This window comes from Acinetobacter courvalinii (assembly GCF_014635545.1).
Taxonomy (GTDB): Bacteria; Pseudomonadota; Gammaproteobacteria; order Pseudomonadales; family Moraxellaceae; genus Acinetobacter; species Acinetobacter courvalinii.
Genome location: NZ_BMDA01000002.1, coordinates 249,545 through 266,960, shown reverse-complemented (window position 1 = coordinate 266,960; position 17,416 = coordinate 249,545). Strand labels below are relative to the sequence as shown.

14 protein-coding genes and 2 tRNA genes are annotated in these 17,416 nt (G+C 45.0%); 5 read left to right on the top strand and 11 right to left on the bottom strand.

All coding sequences use genetic code 11. The features are described from left to right. Positions 1-192 precede the first annotated feature (192 nt). A tRNA-Glu gene (locus tag IEV39_RS10835) sits at positions 193-268 on the top strand. A 97-nt stretch (positions 269-365) separates the two neighbouring features. Further along, positions 366-441: transfer RNA gene (locus IEV39_RS10830), tRNA-Glu, on the top strand. A 38-nt stretch (positions 442-479) separates the two neighbouring features. Here the strand turns inward: IEV39_RS10830 and IEV39_RS10825 are convergent. Beyond that, entirely contained in the window at positions 480-1,433 is a 954-nt protein-coding gene (locus IEV39_RS10825) for a hypothetical protein (protein ID WP_005282654.1), read from the bottom strand. 172 nt (positions 1,434-1,605) lie between these two features. Continuing rightward, positions 1,606-3,225 (bottom strand): hypothetical protein, encoded by a 1,620-nt coding sequence (locus IEV39_RS10820; RefSeq protein ID WP_005282649.1) that lies wholly within the window; start codon positions 3,223-3,225, stop codon positions 1,606-1,608. Positions 3,226-3,455: 230 nt separating this feature from the next. On the opposite strand from IEV39_RS10820, the gene IEV39_RS10815 reads away from it, so the two are divergent. Then, a complete protein-coding gene (locus IEV39_RS10815; RefSeq protein WP_005227693.1) occupies positions 3,456-3,794 on the top strand; it encodes a zinc-ribbon domain-containing protein in 339 nt (112 codons plus the stop codon). 30 nt (positions 3,795-3,824) lie between these two features. Here the strand turns inward: IEV39_RS10815 and IEV39_RS10810 are convergent, their stop codons facing one another. The 7 genes from IEV39_RS10810 to IEV39_RS10780 form a co-directional block, all read right to left on the bottom strand. Further along, positions 3,825-4,769 (bottom strand): cation diffusion facilitator family transporter, encoded by a 945-nt coding sequence (locus tag IEV39_RS10810; protein ID WP_005282647.1) that lies wholly within the window; start codon positions 4,767-4,769, stop codon positions 3,825-3,827. Between the two features lie 264 nt (positions 4,770-5,033). After that, a complete protein-coding gene (locus IEV39_RS10805) occupies positions 5,034-8,183 on the bottom strand; it encodes an efflux RND transporter permease subunit (RefSeq protein ID WP_005282645.1) in 3,150 nt (1,049 codons plus the stop codon). Beyond that, complete coding sequence (locus IEV39_RS10800) at positions 8,173-9,399, bottom strand: efflux RND transporter periplasmic adaptor subunit (RefSeq protein ID WP_005282643.1); 1,227 nt, start codon at positions 9,397-9,399, stop codon at positions 8,173-8,175. Before IEV39_RS10800 ends, IEV39_RS10805 begins: the two co-directional genes overlap by 11 nt. Next, positions 9,399-10,820: a TolC family protein gene (locus IEV39_RS10795; protein ID WP_005282642.1), complete on the bottom strand. Its 1,422-nt coding sequence runs from the start codon at positions 10,818-10,820 to the stop codon at positions 9,399-9,401. The genes IEV39_RS10800 and IEV39_RS10795 overlap by 1 nt, the downstream gene beginning before the upstream one ends. A gap of 53 nt (positions 10,821-10,873) precedes the next feature. Further along, a complete protein-coding gene (locus tag IEV39_RS10790; RefSeq protein WP_212749901.1) occupies positions 10,874-11,272 on the bottom strand; it encodes a cation efflux protein, CzcI-like in 399 nt (132 codons plus the stop codon). Between the two features lie 180 nt (positions 11,273-11,452). Further along, positions 11,453-11,632, bottom strand: coding sequence for a hypothetical protein (locus tag IEV39_RS10785; protein ID WP_032883213.1), 180 nt, complete (start codon positions 11,630-11,632; stop codon positions 11,453-11,455). A 238-nt stretch (positions 11,633-11,870) separates the two neighbouring features. Continuing rightward, positions 11,871-12,269, bottom strand: a complete 399-nt coding sequence (locus tag IEV39_RS10780) for a cation efflux protein, CzcI-like (protein ID WP_005282639.1) — start codon at positions 12,267-12,269, stop codon at positions 11,871-11,873. 147 nt (positions 12,270-12,416) lie between these two features. Here IEV39_RS10780 and IEV39_RS10775 point away from each other — a divergent pair, with 147 nt between their 5' ends. Continuing rightward, positions 12,417-13,109 (top strand): YidX family protein, encoded by a 693-nt coding sequence (locus IEV39_RS10775; RefSeq protein ID WP_005282638.1) that lies wholly within the window; start codon positions 12,417-12,419, stop codon positions 13,107-13,109. 143 nt (positions 13,110-13,252) lie between these two features. Here the strand turns inward: IEV39_RS10775 and IEV39_RS10770 are convergent, their stop codons facing one another. Continuing rightward, the gene (locus tag IEV39_RS10770; protein WP_005282636.1) at positions 13,253-13,846 is read right to left on the bottom strand and encodes a hypothetical protein; all 594 of its coding nucleotides are present in this window, start codon (positions 13,844-13,846) and stop codon (positions 13,253-13,255) included. A gap of 183 nt (positions 13,847-14,029) precedes the next feature. Next, positions 14,030-15,691 (bottom strand): energy-dependent translational throttle protein EttA, encoded by a 1,662-nt coding sequence (gene ettA, locus IEV39_RS10765; protein ID WP_004776096.1) that lies wholly within the window; start codon positions 15,689-15,691, stop codon positions 14,030-14,032. Positions 15,692-15,990: 299 nt separating this feature from the next. On the opposite strand from ettA, the gene IEV39_RS10760 reads away from it, so the two are divergent. Further along, the gene (locus tag IEV39_RS10760) at positions 15,991-17,268 is read left to right on the top strand and encodes an O-acetylhomoserine aminocarboxypropyltransferase/cysteine synthase family protein (RefSeq protein WP_005282634.1); all 1,278 of its coding nucleotides are present in this window, start codon (positions 15,991-15,993) and stop codon (positions 17,266-17,268) included. The last annotated feature ends 148 nt before the right edge of the window (positions 17,269-17,416 follow it).

Below are 17,416 nucleotides of genomic sequence, written 5' to 3'. Positions count from 1 at the left end.
AGCTTAAGCTGCATTTTTTATATCTGGAGCAAAGCCCTTTTTTTCATATTTTTGAGCTTAACTGCTTATTTTTGATTATTTATTCCTCGATATGTTTTATTTTTAAACACTTGTTTGGTTTTTTTAATTTTTCTTGAGAAAAGTGTTTGACACCCCACCCGATTCACCCTAATATACGCCCACCTCTGAAACGTCCCTATCGTCTAGAGGCCTAGGACATCGCCCTTTCACGGCGGTAACCGGGGTTCGAATCCCCGTAGGGACGCCACTAAATTCGAGGAAAGGCAAAGATGAATCATCCTTGCTGAGAATTTAGGCTTACAAGCAATATGTTTCATATTCTGTAAGTAAATCTCCTCCGATAAGTCCCTATCGTCTAGAGGCCTAGGACATCGCCCTTTCACGGCGGTAACCGGGGTTCGAATCCCCGTAGGGACGCCAAATTCTAAAAAGCCACTGCATTGACAGTGGCTTTTTTCTTATCTGCTTTTATTTTCGTAATCCGTGCCAATCCCGACCTGCACTTCCAGACGGCCCGATTGCACGCGTAAACCACGAATCTCAAACTGATCCACCAGTTGCTGTACCAGTTCACGACTTTCCTGCAAGATATTCAAACCCGGCAAAATACTAAAATCAGTCAGGCTGAGCAGTTTATCGACCATCCACGAGCGGTTATTGATGAAGTCGATAAAACCCGCTTCTTCCAGATCGATATACCATAAGCGATGCCCTTCTTTCTGGATGCCCGGCACATCACGAATCAGGTGATTAATCAGAAAAGGAATCGGCAGGGAATTGATCAGTTCAAAACTGGCATTGCCAACACGACGCGCTGCCCAGTTGGTCAGGGTTCCACCATGACGGATTTGCAGATCAAGATGTTCATCGACCTGACGTAAGCGTAAATATTTTTCCTGACCGATCCGACATTCCAACACATTAAATTCCAGTGAAAGCCGGTATAAAAAGCGACGGTAATGCCCATCCAGTTCAATATGAAAACGGTCATTGCCGCATTCAATTTTAATATCATCAATTTCAGAGCGATCCATGCGCTTGCGAATCTGGTTATTCAGCAGCATTTCCGGCAAATACAGGGTCAGACTACTTTTGCCCAAAGAAGCCCTTGCCATCGCCAATGCCACCTGACGTGCCGCCTCACTGGTTTCCGAGACCATGTCCCGAACCGTATTGCGCATGCCTTCCACACCACGCTTGGTATGATGCGTCACCTGATCCAGTGCATCCAGCGCCGCATCCGCCACACCGGCAATATTGCGTGAGGTATCACTGGCAAATTCCACTGCATCTTGTGCATGTTGCAAGGTCTTATTAATGAGCCGACGTGATAATGATGGTTTCACAGCAGAGAATTCCGTATCTGCCGGCATAATATCGAACATCGCCTTTTTATCATCTTGTCGATTCAAGATGCTCTCCCTCTTCCCTTTGCTACTGGCTCACTTCTTATGAGCAACGATCTGTGTGCCGAACTTATTCGCCTTTTTTCTGTAGATTATCACGCTCTACCAGACAATTTGCGTATTTTTGTTGCACAGTTTTAATTTATTTCTGCCCCCGCTTTAGCGCTTGTCCCATGAATTAATCAGGGTCTTTGCGAGCAGGTACGACCGCGTCGACAGGTGGTAAGTGTTGTATCTGGCTAAAACGGATACGTTTATACTGTTCCAATGCCAGCTCAATCTGCTGTACTTTCTCTTGGGCCAATGGCTGCTCAAAATTCGGTAATTCTCGCAAGGCCACCCACGCCACCTGCATCAGTTCAAAAGTATTACCTTTTTCCAGTTTGGGCTGCATCCAGCTTGCAATATCCTGTACCCGCTGTTGCATTTCAAACTGTAATGCAAACAGTCCGCTACTCAATGCAGTTTCTTTCAATGGCAAACACAAATCATGGACCTGTTGAAACAACTGAATCTGTTGCTCAAGATCAGGCAACAACAAGTCGGCATAGAACCATCTGGCAAAAGCAGTCATCTCAGTGACCACCTGATCACGCTGGGTATATAAGGCGTCTCGCTGTGGATGCTGTTTATCCAACCGCAGCTCGCCCAAATAAGCCATCAAGCCCTGTTGCAGAATGAGCTGAATATTTTCAGAACGTGTTGCATCTTTGCGTTGTGATGTGCGCTGCTGAAGCCTCTCCATCAATTGATCATATTGAGCTGGCTGCACCAATAATTCCAGAATTGCTGGATCGTGTTGCATCACTTGCCATAAGGATTGAAGTAAAGTTGGATCATCGCTCAATACACTCGCATGCTGTGTTGCAAGACAGCGCTGTAAAGCATGTTGCATTGCTTCGGACTGCGCCAGACTTTCCAATGCACTTTGCTCGGTCAAAAGCTGTGGTGCACTGGCGATCACCTCCTGACTAAAAGGCAGATGATGCTCCCGACCACCCCATAAGCTATTCAGTGTTTTACCCAAAGCATTTAAGCTGCGTCCGGCATCAGCCATTACACTGGTTGCTGTCGCACGCGTATCTAGAATGGATTCTGGCAACAGCAAGCTCACCGCCTGCCGTAAGATAATGCGATAGGCTTTCTGATCAATCGGCTTCTGGTAGCGTATGAGTAAATCAAGCGCATATTCGATATCACTGACCTGAGGTTGATATTCGGGCTGATGGCGCTTGAGCAAACATTCAATATAGGCATAAAAAGCCACTTCATTAAATTGAGCTGCATGCTGTGCCGCCCATTCAAAATACACAATCGCCTGGGTATGTTGGCCGGCACCGGCATATGCTTTGGCCAGCGCATTCGCATGCAGTGCACAGGGAGAATACTGCTGAAAATAATGAAGTAGCTCAATTTTCGGCGGCTGATCCAGACATTGCTCCAGCTGGCGTAAATAGCCATTGATTTGCTGTTGGGTCGGTTGCGGGACGACAAAATTAAGCTGATACATCAGGCATTGCTCATACCAGCCATATTTTCGTGCATGCGTGCTATAGGCAGCAATAAACTGATCTTCAATCAGCTGAATCAATTGGGTAGCATAGAGAATATCTTCATCATTCTCGTGATGAAATTGCCATTGCTTGGGCAAAGTTAATTTAAAAAGCCGCAATAAAAAATTGGCACTCAGGTCAGGGTTTTCCGAAGTTACCAGCATCAATTGATCTTGTGTGGACAGATGCTGTTTTCCCTTGTGAATGCGAGATAAACGTAACTTTAAAATTTTGGTGGGTAACATGCGTATCCTTTCGCATTATTCAGCCAACTCATCCTGCAAATTAGCATGACTGCCTCTGCTTTTGCGAATAGCTTTAGACGAGCTGTAGCCTCACATTTTTAAAGCTCATCACTGCGGCTAGCGCAGAGCTATAAACTCATAAATAAGTAAAGTTATGTATTTGAAACGCTCAGCATTTTTGCTTTTGCATAATTTTCGCTAAAATAGCCAAAACACTATAGGAAATCCTTATGCAATACCGCTGCCCTAAATGTCAAAGCGTGAAAATTATGCCTGTCAGCCAGGGTACCAACAGCCCTCGCCCTAACGTGCCAAAAAGTCTGGTGCTTTTAGTGCCTGCAATTTTTATTTTATTGTTTTTGGTGCTGATCAGCATTGGCATGTGGATTTTCGGTAATGGTGCAGGACAAAGCCTGCAAATCGCGACGGTTGTGGTTTTTGCAGTCTGTGTGATTGCAGGAGTTTTATTCTGGCGTGATCTACCCGATTTCAAAATTTCAATGCAGGCGTTTATGCAAGCGCAAAAACATTGGAAATGCCGTGACTGCAATCATGAATGGCAGAATTAATCCGGTAACAGCAGTAAGATTCACATCAGCTTAATGCTGATGTGAATGGTCATGTGCTTCATGGTCGGTATGTTGATGCGTATGCTGGCAGTTCATCTCTGCATCATCTTCAATTTGCAAGGTCACTTCGGCAATACCATGTTCATGTGACAGCATTTCTGTGGCCGTCCGATGCAACTGATTACGATCCGCCTTGGGTGCAAACAGATGCACCGTCAGATGAATATTCTTTGAGGTAATCGCCCATACCTTCAACTGGTGAATGCTTTCCACACCATCGAGTGCCAGCAAGTCATTGCGTAGTTTCTCGACATCAACTTCTTCAGGCACGCCTTCCAACAGGATATTGATACTCTGTTTGAGTAAAATCCACGTTCTTGGCAAGACCCAGAAACCGATTGCAACCGCAATAATAGTATCGACCCAATACCAGTTGGTGAAATAAATAATCACCGCACCAATAATCACGCCAACCGAACCCAGGGCATCGCTCAATACTTCTAAATATGCGCCTTTCATATTCAGGCTTTCAGCAGCACTCGACATTAAAATCTTCATCGAGATCAGGTTAATCACCAGACCGATTGAAGCCACGATCAACATACCCAAACTCTGGATTTCAGGCGGCTGGGTAAAACGTTGATAGGCTTCGTAAAGAATATACATCGCCACAAAAAACAGCATGGAAGCATTAAACAATGCCGCCAGAATTTCAAAGCGTTGATAACCAAAGGTTCGCTTATTGTCTGCTGGACGTTTGGCAATCTGGATCGCAACCAATGCAATGGCCAGTGCGGCGGCGTCGGTAAACATATGCGCTGCATCAGACAATAAGGCCAGACTTTGGGTAATTAAACCGGCAACAAATTCAACAATCAGAAATGTTGTGGTCAATACCAACGCAATCGTAAGTTTTTTGGCATTGCCTTCGGTAACGACTGCATGACTATGATCATGCCCTTGATGTCCACTCATGTTGGACTCCTTATAATTTTAAAATTCAACTTTCTTTCTACACTATCTCAAATCATCGATGAATATGATGAGTGAAGTGCAACGAATTGTCCTAAAATCTTTCGCTATCCGACCTCTAACCTACATTTACAATCGTGGTGGCAGCATGGATGCCGCCTGTTGGTCTGCGGCATCATGGAAGTGCCGTCAGACCAACAAAGGATTTACTTACTTTTGATCCTTCAAAAGTAAGTAAATCCAATCCCCTCACTGGTAAATGCCTGATTATTGTTCAGAGGACTTTTCATTCATCCAGCGATAAACCACCGGCAAAATCAGCAAGGTCAGCAAGGTCGAAGAAATAATCCCGCCAATCACCACTGTCGCCAGTGGACGCTGCACTTCTGCGCCTGTACCTGTGGCAATGGCCATGGGAATAAAGCCCAGCGATGCGACACAGGCCGTCATCAGTACAGGACGCAAGCGCAATACCGCGCCATGCCAAGTGGCATAATGAATATCAAATTGTTCTCTCAACTCTTTGATAAAGCTCAGCATCACCAGACCATTCAACACCGCAACACCCGACAGGGCAATAAAACCCACACCTGCCGACATGGACAAGGGAATATCGCGTAACCACAGCGCGACCAAACCACCGGACAGGGCAAACGGCACACCACTAAACACCAGCAAGCTCTCTTTAAAGTTATTGAACACTGCCATCAGCAGAATAAAGATCATCAGCAATGCCAGCGGCACCACAATTTGCATTCTGGCTTTTGCCGATGCCAGATTTTCAAATTGCCCGCCATAACCGAGCCAATAACCGCTTGGTAATTTTTGCTGGGCCAGTTTCTGCTGCATCTCAGCCACGAACGAGCCCAGATCACGGTCACGTACGTTGGTCGTCACCACCACACGGCGCTTGCCATTTTCACGGCTGACCTGTGCCAGACCTAAGATATTCTCCACTTTTGCCACATCTTGCAGTTTGATCAGACCACCATTCGGCAATTGAATCGGCAGCATCGCCAATTGCTGTGGCGTACGCATGACATCATCCAAACGCACCACAAAATCAAATCGACGGTCACCCTGTAAAATCTGTCCAACACTTTGACCACCAATACTGGCAGCCACCAGATCCTGAATGGATTTGACCGATAAACCATATTGCGCAGCCAGTGCATGATCGATATCGACATTGAGTAACGGTAAGCCATCGGTCTGTTCGACTTTGACTTCGCTGGCCCCCGGAATGGTTCTCAGGGTTTGAGCAACTTTCTCAGCCTCCTGGTTCAGCACCTGCATATCATCACCAAAGATCTTGACCCCAATATCACTCCGCACACCTGAGATTAGCTCATTGAAACGGAGTTCAATCGGCTGCGAAAACTCACTGTTATTCCCTGGGATCTTCTCTACATACGCCAACATTTTAGTTCGAAGCTCGTCGATAGTTTCCGATTTATCCGGCCATTGATCACGAGGCTTTAACAGCACCACTGCATCGGAAATATTCGGTGGCATGACATCGGTTGCCACTTCAGCAGTCCCGGTACGCGCAAAGATTGCCTTGATTTCAGGAAATTCTGCCATAAGCTGTTTTTCAACACTTTCCTGAATCTTGAGTGATTCCTCAATCCCGGTACTTGGCGCACGCATCAACTGCAACGCAAAATCGCCTTCACTGAGTTGAGGTGCAAATTCACTCCCGACACGTGTACCAATCGCAGCCGTTAACATTAAAATTGTCACAGCACCTGCCAGTACGACATATCGGAAGGCATACGCTCGATCAAGGAGTGCCTCATAATTGCGTTTCAGGGCCGCCATCCAGCGACTTTCCTTCTCCTTCACCTCACCTGTGACAAATAATGCCACCGCCGCCGGAACAAAAGTCACCGATAAAATGATGGCCCCAATCAATGCAAGCACCACGGTCATCGCCATAGGATGGAACATTTTCGCTTCCACGCCCGCCAGTGCAAAGATCGGCAAGTACACCACCATGATGATGATTTGCCCGAAGATCAGCGGACGTCTCGCCTGTTTTGCTGCCAGAAATACTTCGGTGAAGCGTTCGGAACGGGTCAGTAATCGTCCTTTATGGTGTTGAGCCTCTGCCAGCCGTCGGATACAGTTCTCCACAATCACCACTGCACCATCCACGATAATCCCGAAATCCAGTGCACCCAGACTCATCAGGTTGGCACTGATTTTCTGCTCTGCCATCCCTGTCAGGGTAAACAGCATCGACAGCGGAATAATACAGGCAGTAATCAATGCAGCTCGGAAATTGCCGAGGAACACAAACAGGATCACAATCACCAGAATTGCGCCTTCAATCAGGTTTTTGGCCACCGTCTTAATGGCTTTATCCACCAGATCACTCCGGTTATACACCGTTTCAACCACCACGCCTTCTGGCAATGAGCGCTTGATTTCCTGCATCTTGCTATCTAAGGCCTGAGCGATAGATTTACTGTTCTCGCCCATCATCATCATGGCGATCCCCAGTACCGTTTCTTCACCGTTATAGGTGGCACCACCAGTTCTGAGGTCATGACCAATCGAAACCGTTGCCACATCGGCCACCCGGATCGGTAAACCGTTTTTGGTACTGACCGTAATATTTTCGATATCCTGTACGGTCTTGAGCATTCCCGGAATACGAACCGTCAGTTGCTGCCCATTTTCTTCAATAAAACCTGCACCACGGTTTTCGTTGTTTTCAGATAATACCGTTTGCAAGTCAGTTAACGGAATTTGCAGTTGTTGCAAACGTTTCAGATCTGGAGCAACTACATAGGTCTTGTTATACCCTCCAATACTGTTGATTTCGGCGACACCGGGCACACGTTGCAATTGAGGGCGAACAATCCAGTCCTGAATTTCACGCAGGTCCATGGCTTGATACGGCGTGCCATCTGCCTTTTTAGCATTCGGTTCAGCCTTGATCACCCATTGATAGATCTCGCCCAAACCTGTGGAAATCGGTGACATTTGCGGATCAATATCATCAGGCAAAGCACTCTTGGCTTCCTGTAAACGCTGGTTGATCAGCTGACGTGCCCAATAGATATCGGTGCCATCTTTAAAAATCACCGTAACCTGTGACAGGCCATAACGGGAAATTGAACGGGTTTGCTCCAGATTCGGAATACCCGACATCGCATTTTCAATTGGATAGGTAATCCGTTGCTCAACTTCAGGGGCCGTGAATCCCCCTGCCTGACTGTTAATTTGCACCTGAACATTGGTAATGTCAGGGACGGCATCAATCGAAAGCTTCTGATAGCTATAAATCCCGACCCCAATCCAGGCCACCACAAATAGTATCACCCAAATCGCATTACGAATGGAAAATTGAATAATACGGTCAAACAGGCCTTCCGCAGGGGGAAGCCCTACATTCTCCTTAGTGTCCATGTTCAGCCTCTCCCTTCTCCATCTCCGATTTCAGAAGGAAACTGCCCTGACTGACATACTGCTGTTTTTCAGTCAGACCAGACCGGATTTCCACCCATTGTCCATCACTGGAGTAATTACCTAGTTGGACTGGTGTCGGGGTGAAATGCAATTGATCTTTTTCTTGCTTGGCTACGAAAACCGTGGCTTTGCCTTCAATCTGCTGAATCGCCGCTTTGGCAACGCGTAGCACAGGTTTCTTGTCTGTGCCTTCTAACAGCACATTGACCATCAAGTTAGGTCGTAGTTCTTTAGCCGGTGTCAGGACTTTGGCACGTACTTGCAAACGACCGGTTTGGGTATCGGCCGCTGTGGTTAAGGTCTGAATTTGCGCCTTAAAGGTATTGCTGGTTTGCAGCGACTTAAACTCGATCTGCTGATCCGGCTGGACATTGATGTTATTGACGCTTGGTAAAATAAATTCAATCCAGAGCTGATCCAGCTGATCAATTACGAACAATTGTTTATCCGGGGTAATCTGCTCGCCCACCACAATATCTTTCAGACTCACGATTCCGCTTAATGGTGCGGTCAGCACATAGCGCCCCTGACTCCCTGTAGATGCACCTAAAGCAGATAAACGGCTGCGTGCGGCTTGCACCTGAATCTGGGCCTGACGATACGCATTATAAGCACGCTGATAATCCTGACGTGCAGATACGCCCTGTTCCCAGAGTTGCTTTTCGCGCTGATAATCTTGCTGCGCCAGAGTCAAGGCTTCCTGTGCAATACTTAAATTGGCTTGTTGATCGACCAGATCCGGAATAAACAGGGTAGCAAGTACCTGCCCCTTCTTCACCTGCTCGCCCAGTGCTGCATTGACACTTTCCACCCGTCCGGCAAAAGTTGCAGACACATGCGCTTGTTGATCGGTATTCGGTACCAGCTTGGCAGGATAGGCATATTGCTGCGATACTTCTCCGACACCTACCTGAGCCAGTTTCACGCCGTATTCCGCCATCTGTTTTGGCGTCAGGTTTAAACTGCCTTCCTCAGTTTCACTGCCATGACCAGCTTCATCTTCAGCATGTCCTTCTTCACCATGGCTATCAGCCGTAGCAGTATCACGACTGGTTTTGTTTTTCCCTGTAAAAAAGAGCAATGCACTCAATATCAGACCAGCCACCACAACAAGGATGACCCAAAACCACTGTTTCTTAGATTGATTCGTCGACATTATTCTGCTCCTACAACAGTGGGAAGGTTATTGGTCTCTTTCCACAGGGTCTGATTGATCTGGTTTAAGGCATCACTTGAACTCACCATACTCGGTTCAATTCCGAGTGCTAAACTCTCTGCCTCAATCTGTTTCTGCCATGCACTTTTAAGTAACTGGACTTTATTTAAGCGTTGCTCTTGCAATTGCATGGTGGCTTGCTGCACATCGGTAATGGCATATTTACCGACCTTAAAACCGAGCAGCATTTTCTCTTGTACGGTTTCAGATAATGGAATTTGTCGTTGATTGACTAAATCGAACTGTTGTTTCAATCCTGCCAACTCTGCAGTTAAGGTCTGGATCGCATTCAAGTTTTGTTGCTTATAGAACTGTTGCTGCTTAACCAGCAAATCTTGTTTGGCATTGGCAATGCGCAATGAATACTGCTGACGATTAAAAATATTTAACGGAATCTCGATACCTACCCGCAACTTGTTGTCAGTCGAGTTGGTGTCTGCTGTTTTACTTTGCACCATGCCTAAATTAACGGTCGGATTCGGGCGGTTCGACACTTTTAAATAGTCAATATTGGCCTTTTGCCGTGCAATATCGAGCTGGATCGCGCGCTCGAATAAATTGTTCTGCATATAGCTTTGCCAGTCCTGTTGCTGCGGCCAGACATTGCTTGCCTGCGCAGAGAAGCGGTTGTCCGTACCACCCCATAAATTGGCCAGTTGGCGTTTTGCTGTCGCCAGCGCCAGTTCGGTTTGCTGGAATAAACGCTGATTTTCAATATGTGCCATCAGGGTGCGGTCTAGATCGACCTGGGCAATACTGCCTGCCTTGAGTCGTAGGCGTGTTGCGTCCAAGGTCGCCTGACTGGTTTTTAATTGTGCCTGAACCACGTCATGCTCTAGCTCAAGAACCACCACTTGCGACCACAGATATTTCACTGCGAGTTCAAGTTGGGCATCGTATAAGGCTTGATTAAGACCGACCTGAGTCGCTTGGACATCAGCGAGTTTCACTGCCGCACGGCGTTCACCAAACACATCGAGTTTTTGTGAAAGACCAAATTCCAGTTCTTTATCTTTACCTGAGCGGAACTCGGTTTGCTGAATCGAAACACTTGGATTTGTCCATAAACCGGCCTGTTTCACATTGGCCTCAGCAATGCTTTGCTGGGTTTGCCAAACACCGATACCGGCCTGATGCTGTTTCACATCTTGCAGGATTTGTTCAAAATTTAGCTGCCGTTGCAGCGCTTGGGTCGAAGCATGATTTGCATCTAGCAAGGACGCTGCTGCTACAGATTGACTAAAAAGCACAGCCGTTAGCGCAATTGCCAAGGCCGACCATTTCAATGACGATGGATGCGTATGAGGATTTGATGCATTGTTCTGAAATGCATGGATACGCTGATTTAAATTTAAAGACATATAAAGCCCCGCAAATAATAAGGTTGCGGTGGGCTATTTTTCGGCTACCCCACCTATAGCGGGGTCAATACAGGGGGCGGATTTAATCCAGAGAGATGGGGGGATTGGTAGGAGTTGGACCAGTAATATTTATGTTCTGCCTGATGCATCCCTAAAACTGGTTGATCCAGTTGTTGCTGGGCTTCGGTCACCACCACATGAAAACAGGAAGGCAAATGATCATGATGATCCTGCAGACTTAAGGGCATAGGTAAATCAGAAGCGTCCTGGTCAACCGCAATGGCAGGCTGGGCAGAAACTTGGGACTTTTCTGGAACATGATGTCCAAAATGATTGAGTGAACTATACTCGCCAGACTTTTCATGCGCACAAAAAGCCGCCGCCACATTCCAGAAACCCTGAAACATGAACAAACTCAGCAAGACGGTGATGAAAATTGCGGAACGATGCAAAGTTTACTCTTTAGACAAAAATTGCTCGGATGAACTATAGCAAGTAAAGCAGATGTAATAAAATTACATGTCTGGATTTAGCTACAAAATCCCAGCTTAAGATCAAAGCAGACTACGATAAAGGTTTAAAACAGGAAACGGCCCTGCTCATTCAGCCGTTTCCCTCCAGTTTAAATTAACTTATTTACACTTTTGAGGATGCTTGTGCTCAAGCGTCTGTTCAAGCTTGGCCTTGGCCTTGGCCTGCTGCTGAGAATTAAGATTCTTTTCCAGAAAAATCAAACCACCATCGGCATTGGCCCAGCTTGCTGAAACGAATAAAACCAAAAAACATAGCACTGTATTTAATTTAAAAGACATAACATTCACCTGATTTAAATCTGTTGATTCATGTTCCATTTCCAGCATTAAGAAATGGAGTGTGGGTGAATTCATCTTCAATAAACGCCTGATTCCAAACCGCTGTTCTAAAAATTCTGAAGATCTCAAGAAGCTATGATTTATCGAGGCAAGTTCAAATTTGCCAAGCGTTTGATTAAGGACAAATAACCCATTGAAATAGATATATTTCCAGTGAGTTGTTTTTAGGCTACCTCACTTATAGCGAGGTCAATATCGGAGGTGGGTTTAAGCCGGATAAATGCGGGGACTGGTAAGCGTTAAACCAGTCATAGTGGTGTTCGATTTCATGGATCCGTACAACAGGGGCATGCCACTGCTGCTGTGTTTGCATCACCATCACGTAGGAACAGGACGGTAAATGATCATGATGATCTTGCAAGTTTAAAGAGGCGGCGACATTGTTATCCGCTTCAATAGCAGAAGCTGAATGCGTTGCGGAAACATGACGCTTTTCAGGGGCATGATGCCCAAAATGCTTGAGCTCACTGTACTGGCCCGACTTTTCATGCTCGCAGAAAGCCGCTGCCACATTCCAGAAACCTTGGAACATGAACAAGCTTAACAGCAGGGTCATAAAAGTCAGCGGACGTTGCAACAGCACACCCTTACAGTAAATTGCATAAAGCCACTATAGCAAGCCATGCCGATGTAATAAAATTACAAAACAATTTTTGGTCAATTTATGACTGATTTAAAAAAGTTTTTTCTTTAGAAAAATGAATTTCAGATTTGAGTTCCTGCCATGCATAAACTATGTTCCGCCCTCATCGCAATCGCCTGTCTAAATTTGAGTGGCTGTGCCACGACATTGCTGTCACAGGCACTTCCGAACGAAACCACAAGAACCGAAACAGTGACTTTAGCAAAAGATCAAATCATTGCCATAGGGCAAGCTGTTCAAAACCAGCAGGCACAAGGTATTGTATTTGTAGGTAAGGATTTCAGTTATTTAATGACCGACGGAAGCGCAGAGCTATCCAAACTGCTACATGCAATTCCAGCAGATCAACGCAGTCTGACCAGCCCTTCGCCATTGGTACTGACTATGGATGATCCAAGTCATTTTCAGGGTGTGTTACAGATTCGCTATAACACGCGAATGGTCGATTTGAATGACACACAAAAGGACCTATTAAAATCCCTGGGCTTTAGACAGAATTTCAATACCATTTATAACCAGCAAACCGCGCCTTATCCGTATATTAATATTTTCTTTAAAGGCCAGCTCTATCAGGCACCGGAAGCACGCAAGATCCAGAAAACCTTAGCGCAGCCTTATCCAATTATCCTGCAACAGGAAAATAAAATTACCAAAAAGCATCCGGTAAAAAAAGCCACCCGCATGGTGCTTTATCCCTTTGCCATGACTTTCGATGTGATTACAGTGGTTCCATCATTGATGTGGGCCGATTTACGGGGTGAGTTTAATAATTAAACGTTGAGCATTGGCTTTTTTTATATGCCCTGCTGATCCACTCAACTTTTAATGAACATAAAAAAACCAGCCCTCAGGCTGGTTTTTATCTAAAAATTGTCTAATAAATTCTTCCAACAGACTTATTTATTTAAGCCAGATTTTTATTGCTGTTTTTGTAAATCAGAAGAAAAACGTATTACAACATCATCAACAACTTTATTGAATGCTTCATTGATCGACATTGGTTGTACGTTTTCAACAGGTGCTTTCTTATTTCCAACTGTTGTTAAAATCATGTGCGGATAACGTTGAGACGTTTCTTTACCTTGAGCATCAATATAATTAAATTTAAATTCATATTTATCAGCAATCGCATTACCAACAGCACCAAAAGTCAGTCCTGTTAAAACCCCCTTACCAGCGGCCTCACCTAAATCAGCCACGTTATTCGCGGTTAACTGTAATTTTGCTTGCTTCTCGCCGTTCAACTGAGCCGTTGGAGAAAACATGCCGGTTGCTCTTAAACTACGCTCAACCGCTGATTGTAGTTCTTTACCCGCTTTGGGGATGACGACGCCATTTCTCTGAAATTCGGTCGTTAAAACCACAGGAATAGGTTGAGCGGGCCTTTTAATATCTGAATAGGTCACAGACTTATAAGCAGGATCAACATAAGATTTTACTGAAAGGCATCCAGTAAGTTGCGTAGCAACAGCTACCCCTAAAGCAATTGTATAAAGTTTAATTTTTTTCATGATTTTCCAGAAAGGTAAATTTACCTTTTAATAAAAGGAGACATAATATTAATCTTAATACATTAAAAATATAAGTATAAATTCAAACACTTTATAAAAATTTTAACTTCTATTTCTTAATATTTTTTGAGATTTTATCCATAAAAAACCAGCCCGGAGGCTGGTTTTTTGATTTACCCGAAATTAACCGGTAATTTTTTTGTATTTGGTGCGTTTTTGAGATGCATCATCACCTAAACGTGACTGACGGTAAGCTTCGTATTCTGCATAGTTACCTGTGTAGAATTCTGGCTGTTCGTTCTCAAACGATAAGATGTGCGTTGCAATACGGTCAAGGAACCAACGGTCATGCGATACCACCATAACCGTACCCGGGAATACCAGAATGGCATCCTCAAGTGCACGTAAAGTTTCGATGTCCAAGTCGTTCGATGGCTCATCCAGTAAGATCACGTTTGCGCCCATCTGCAAGATCTTGGCAAGTTGTAAACGGTTACGCTCACCACCCGACAATTCACCTACACGTTTTTGCTGATCCTGACCTTTAAAGTTAAAGCGACCGATATAAGCACGTGATGCAATTTCGTAATCACCGATTTTCAGGATATCTAAACCGCCAGAAACTTCTTCCCAAACGGTTTTGTTGTTATCCAAGGTGTCACGAATCTGACCTACGTAAGCCACTTTAACCGACTCACCTAAAGTCACAGTACCGGTATCCGGTTGCTGTTCGCCCGTCATCATACGGAATAAGGTGGTTTTACCCGCACCGTTTGGACCAACAATACCCACGATCGCTGTAGGCGGTACAGTGAACGTCAGGTTTTCATAGAGTAAGCGACCATCGAATGATTTACTGATCCCTTCCACTTCCACAACCTTGTTACCCAGACGTGGGCCAGGTGGAATGTAGATTTCAGAGGTTTCATTACGTTGCTGGAATTCTTTAGAGTTAAGCTCTTCAAAACGTTCCATACGCGCTTTGTTTTTCTTTTGCTGGCCTTTGGCATTTGAACGAACCCATTCAAGTTCTTTTTTCAATGCTTTAGCAAAAGATTCTTCTTGTTTCTGTTCCTGCTCTAGACGGGCATTCTTTTGTTCCAACCAAGAAGAATAGTTACCTTGGTAAGGAATACCATGTCCACGGTCAAGTTCAAGAATCCACTCAGCCACGTTATCCAAGAAATAACGGTCATGCGTAATCGCAACGATGGTACCAGGGAAATCTTTCAAGAAACGTTCTAACCAAGATACTGATTCAGCATCCAAATGGTTGGTCGGTTCGTCGAGAAGCAACATGTCTGGCTTGGAAAGCAATAAACGGCACAATGCAACACGACGACGCTCACCACCTGAAAGCAAGGATACATCAGCATCCCATGCTGGAAGGTTCAATGCATCCGCAGCAATTTCAAGCTGGTTATTGAGGTTATGTGCATCCCATGCATGGATGATGGATTCCAATTTTTCTTGCTCTTTCGCAAGTGCATCAAAATCTGCATCCGGTTCAGCATATTCAGCAAAAACCTGATCAAGACGTTCTAAAGCGTCAAGTGCTTCACGTACACCATCTTCAACGTTACCACGAACGTCTTTGGTCGGATCAAGTGGTGGCTCTTGTTCTAAGTAACCGATTTTGATTCCTGGTTGTGCACGAGCTTCACCTGAGAAATCTTTATCTACGCCAGCCATAATACGGAGAAGGGTTGACTTACCTGCACCGTTCAAACCAAGCACACCAATCTTTGCGCCTGGGAAAAATGATAAAGAGATGTCTTTTAAGATTTCGCGCTTCGGCGGAACCATTTTAGACACTCGGTTCATCGTATAAATATATTGGGCCACGCAGGACTCCTCAATTGAAAAACCAGTACATCGCAAATAAGCGAAAAAATATCTGGCATATTATACGCTGAAACCCCCTTGACTTGAAGTTAAGTTGACATTTGTTTGGCTTCAACAAAGGATTTTCTTTTTCAAGACATTACAGTCTTGAATGATTTACAGCAGATAAAAAATTGATCTGCTCTGGATTAATCCTGCTATATCACTAAAAATGCTATACAGCGCAAAATTTATGCACCCTTCTGGATAAAATATCGGCTAGACTCGATGATTATTTAACTCACGTAGATGAAGTCATCATGACCTATAAAGATGAAACTTTAACCATTCATGCGGGATATTCACCAGAGGCTACCACTAAGGCTGTGGCCGTGCCGATCTATCAAACCACCTCTTATGCCTTTGATAATACACAGCATGGTGCAGACCTATTTGATTTAAAAGTTCAGGGTAATATCTATACCCGGATTATGAACCCGACCACTGCCGTGCTTGAACAACGTATTGCAGCACTGGAGGGCGGGATTGGGGCGTTGGCGCTGGCCTCAGGCATGGCTGCGATTACCTACGCAATTCAGACCATTGCCGAAGCAGGCGACAATATCGCCTCGGTCTCCACCTTATATGGCGGAACCTATAACCTATTTGCCCACACCTTGCCGAAGCAAGGCATTGAAGTGCGTTTCTTTGACTATCAGAATCCGGAAGCGCTGCGTCAAATTATTGATGACAAAACCAAACTGGTGTTTGTGGAATCGATCGGTAATCCGCTCGGCAATATCATCGATCTTGAAGCCATTGCCAAGATTGCGCATGAGTATGGTGTGCCTGTGATTGTCGATAATACGGTAGCAACACCTGCACTGCTTAAACCTTTTGAATTTGGTGCAGATATTGTGATTCATTCCCTGACCAAATATATCGGCGGTCACGGCAATAGCATCGGTGGTGTGATTGTCGATAGCGGTAAATTTCCTTGGGGCAAATATCCTGAACGCTTCAAAGCATTAAACACGCCAGACCCAAGCTATCATGGTGTCAATTATGTCGAAGTATTGGGAGAAGCTGCTTATATTGCCCGTGCGCGGGTAGTACCATTACGCAATACTGGCGCAGCCATTAGTCCGCTGAGCGTATTCCTGATCCTGCAAGGACTGGAAACTTTAAACTTGCGCATGGAACGACATACTGAAAATGCCATCAAGATTGCTGAATATTTAAAACAGCATCCAAAAGTAAAATGGGTCAATTATGCGGGTCTGAAAGATCATCCACAGCACCATTTGGCGCAAAAGTATGTGAAAGGTAAACCTTCTGCCATCCTGTCCTTTGGTGTGCAAGATGGCTTAAAAGGCGGTACTCGCTTTATTGATGCCTTGCAACTGTTTACCCGTCTGGTCAACATTGGCGACGCCAAAAGTCTGGCCTGCCATCCTGCGACCACAACTCACCGCCAACTCAATGCAGAAGAGCTAAAATCAGCGGGTGTCAGTGAAGATTTAGTGCGTTTGTCGATTGGTATCGAACATGTGGATGACCTGATTGCCGATCTCGAACAAGCCCTCGCCCAAGTTTAATTTTAATGAAATCAATGAGCCCCGAAAATGGGGCTTATTTTTTGTGCAAAACTAAAAAAATATGCTCGATTTTTCAACTAATACAACACCTTGTTTTAGAGCTTTTACTCTAAAAAAGATATTATTTTTCAAACATTTACACTAGACA

Coding starts and splice junctions, on each gene's coding strand:
- IEV39_RS10820 (WP_005282649.1), bottom strand. CDS start 3,225: ATGTTACCCACCAAAATTTTAAAGTTACGTTTATCTCGCATTCACAAG.
- IEV39_RS10775 (WP_005282638.1), top strand. CDS start 12,417: ATGCATAAACTATGTTCCGCCCTCATCGCAATCGCCTGTCTAAATTTG.
- IEV39_RS10805 (WP_005282645.1), bottom strand. CDS start 8,183: ATGGACACTAAGGAGAATGTAGGGCTTCCCCCTGCGGAAGGCCTGTTT.
- IEV39_RS10760 (WP_005282634.1), top strand. CDS start 15,991: ATGACCTATAAAGATGAAACTTTAACCATTCATGCGGGATATTCACCA.
- IEV39_RS10785 (WP_032883213.1), bottom strand. CDS start 11,632: ATGTCTTTTAAATTAAATACAGTGCTATGTTTTTTGGTTTTATTCGTT.
- IEV39_RS10795 (WP_005282642.1), bottom strand. CDS start 10,820: ATGTCTTTAAATTTAAATCAGCGTATCCATGCATTTCAGAACAATGCA.
- IEV39_RS10815 (WP_005227693.1), top strand. CDS start 3,456: ATGCAATACCGCTGCCCTAAATGTCAAAGCGTGAAAATTATGCCTGTC.
- IEV39_RS10770 (WP_005282636.1), bottom strand. CDS start 13,846: ATGAAAAAAATTAAACTTTATACAATTGCTTTAGGGGTAGCTGTTGCT.
- IEV39_RS10810 (WP_005282647.1), bottom strand. CDS start 4,769: ATGAGTGGACATCAAGGGCATGATCATAGTCATGCAGTCGTTACCGAA.
- IEV39_RS10800 (WP_005282643.1), bottom strand. CDS start 9,399: ATGTCGACGAATCAATCTAAGAAACAGTGGTTTTGGGTCATCCTTGTT.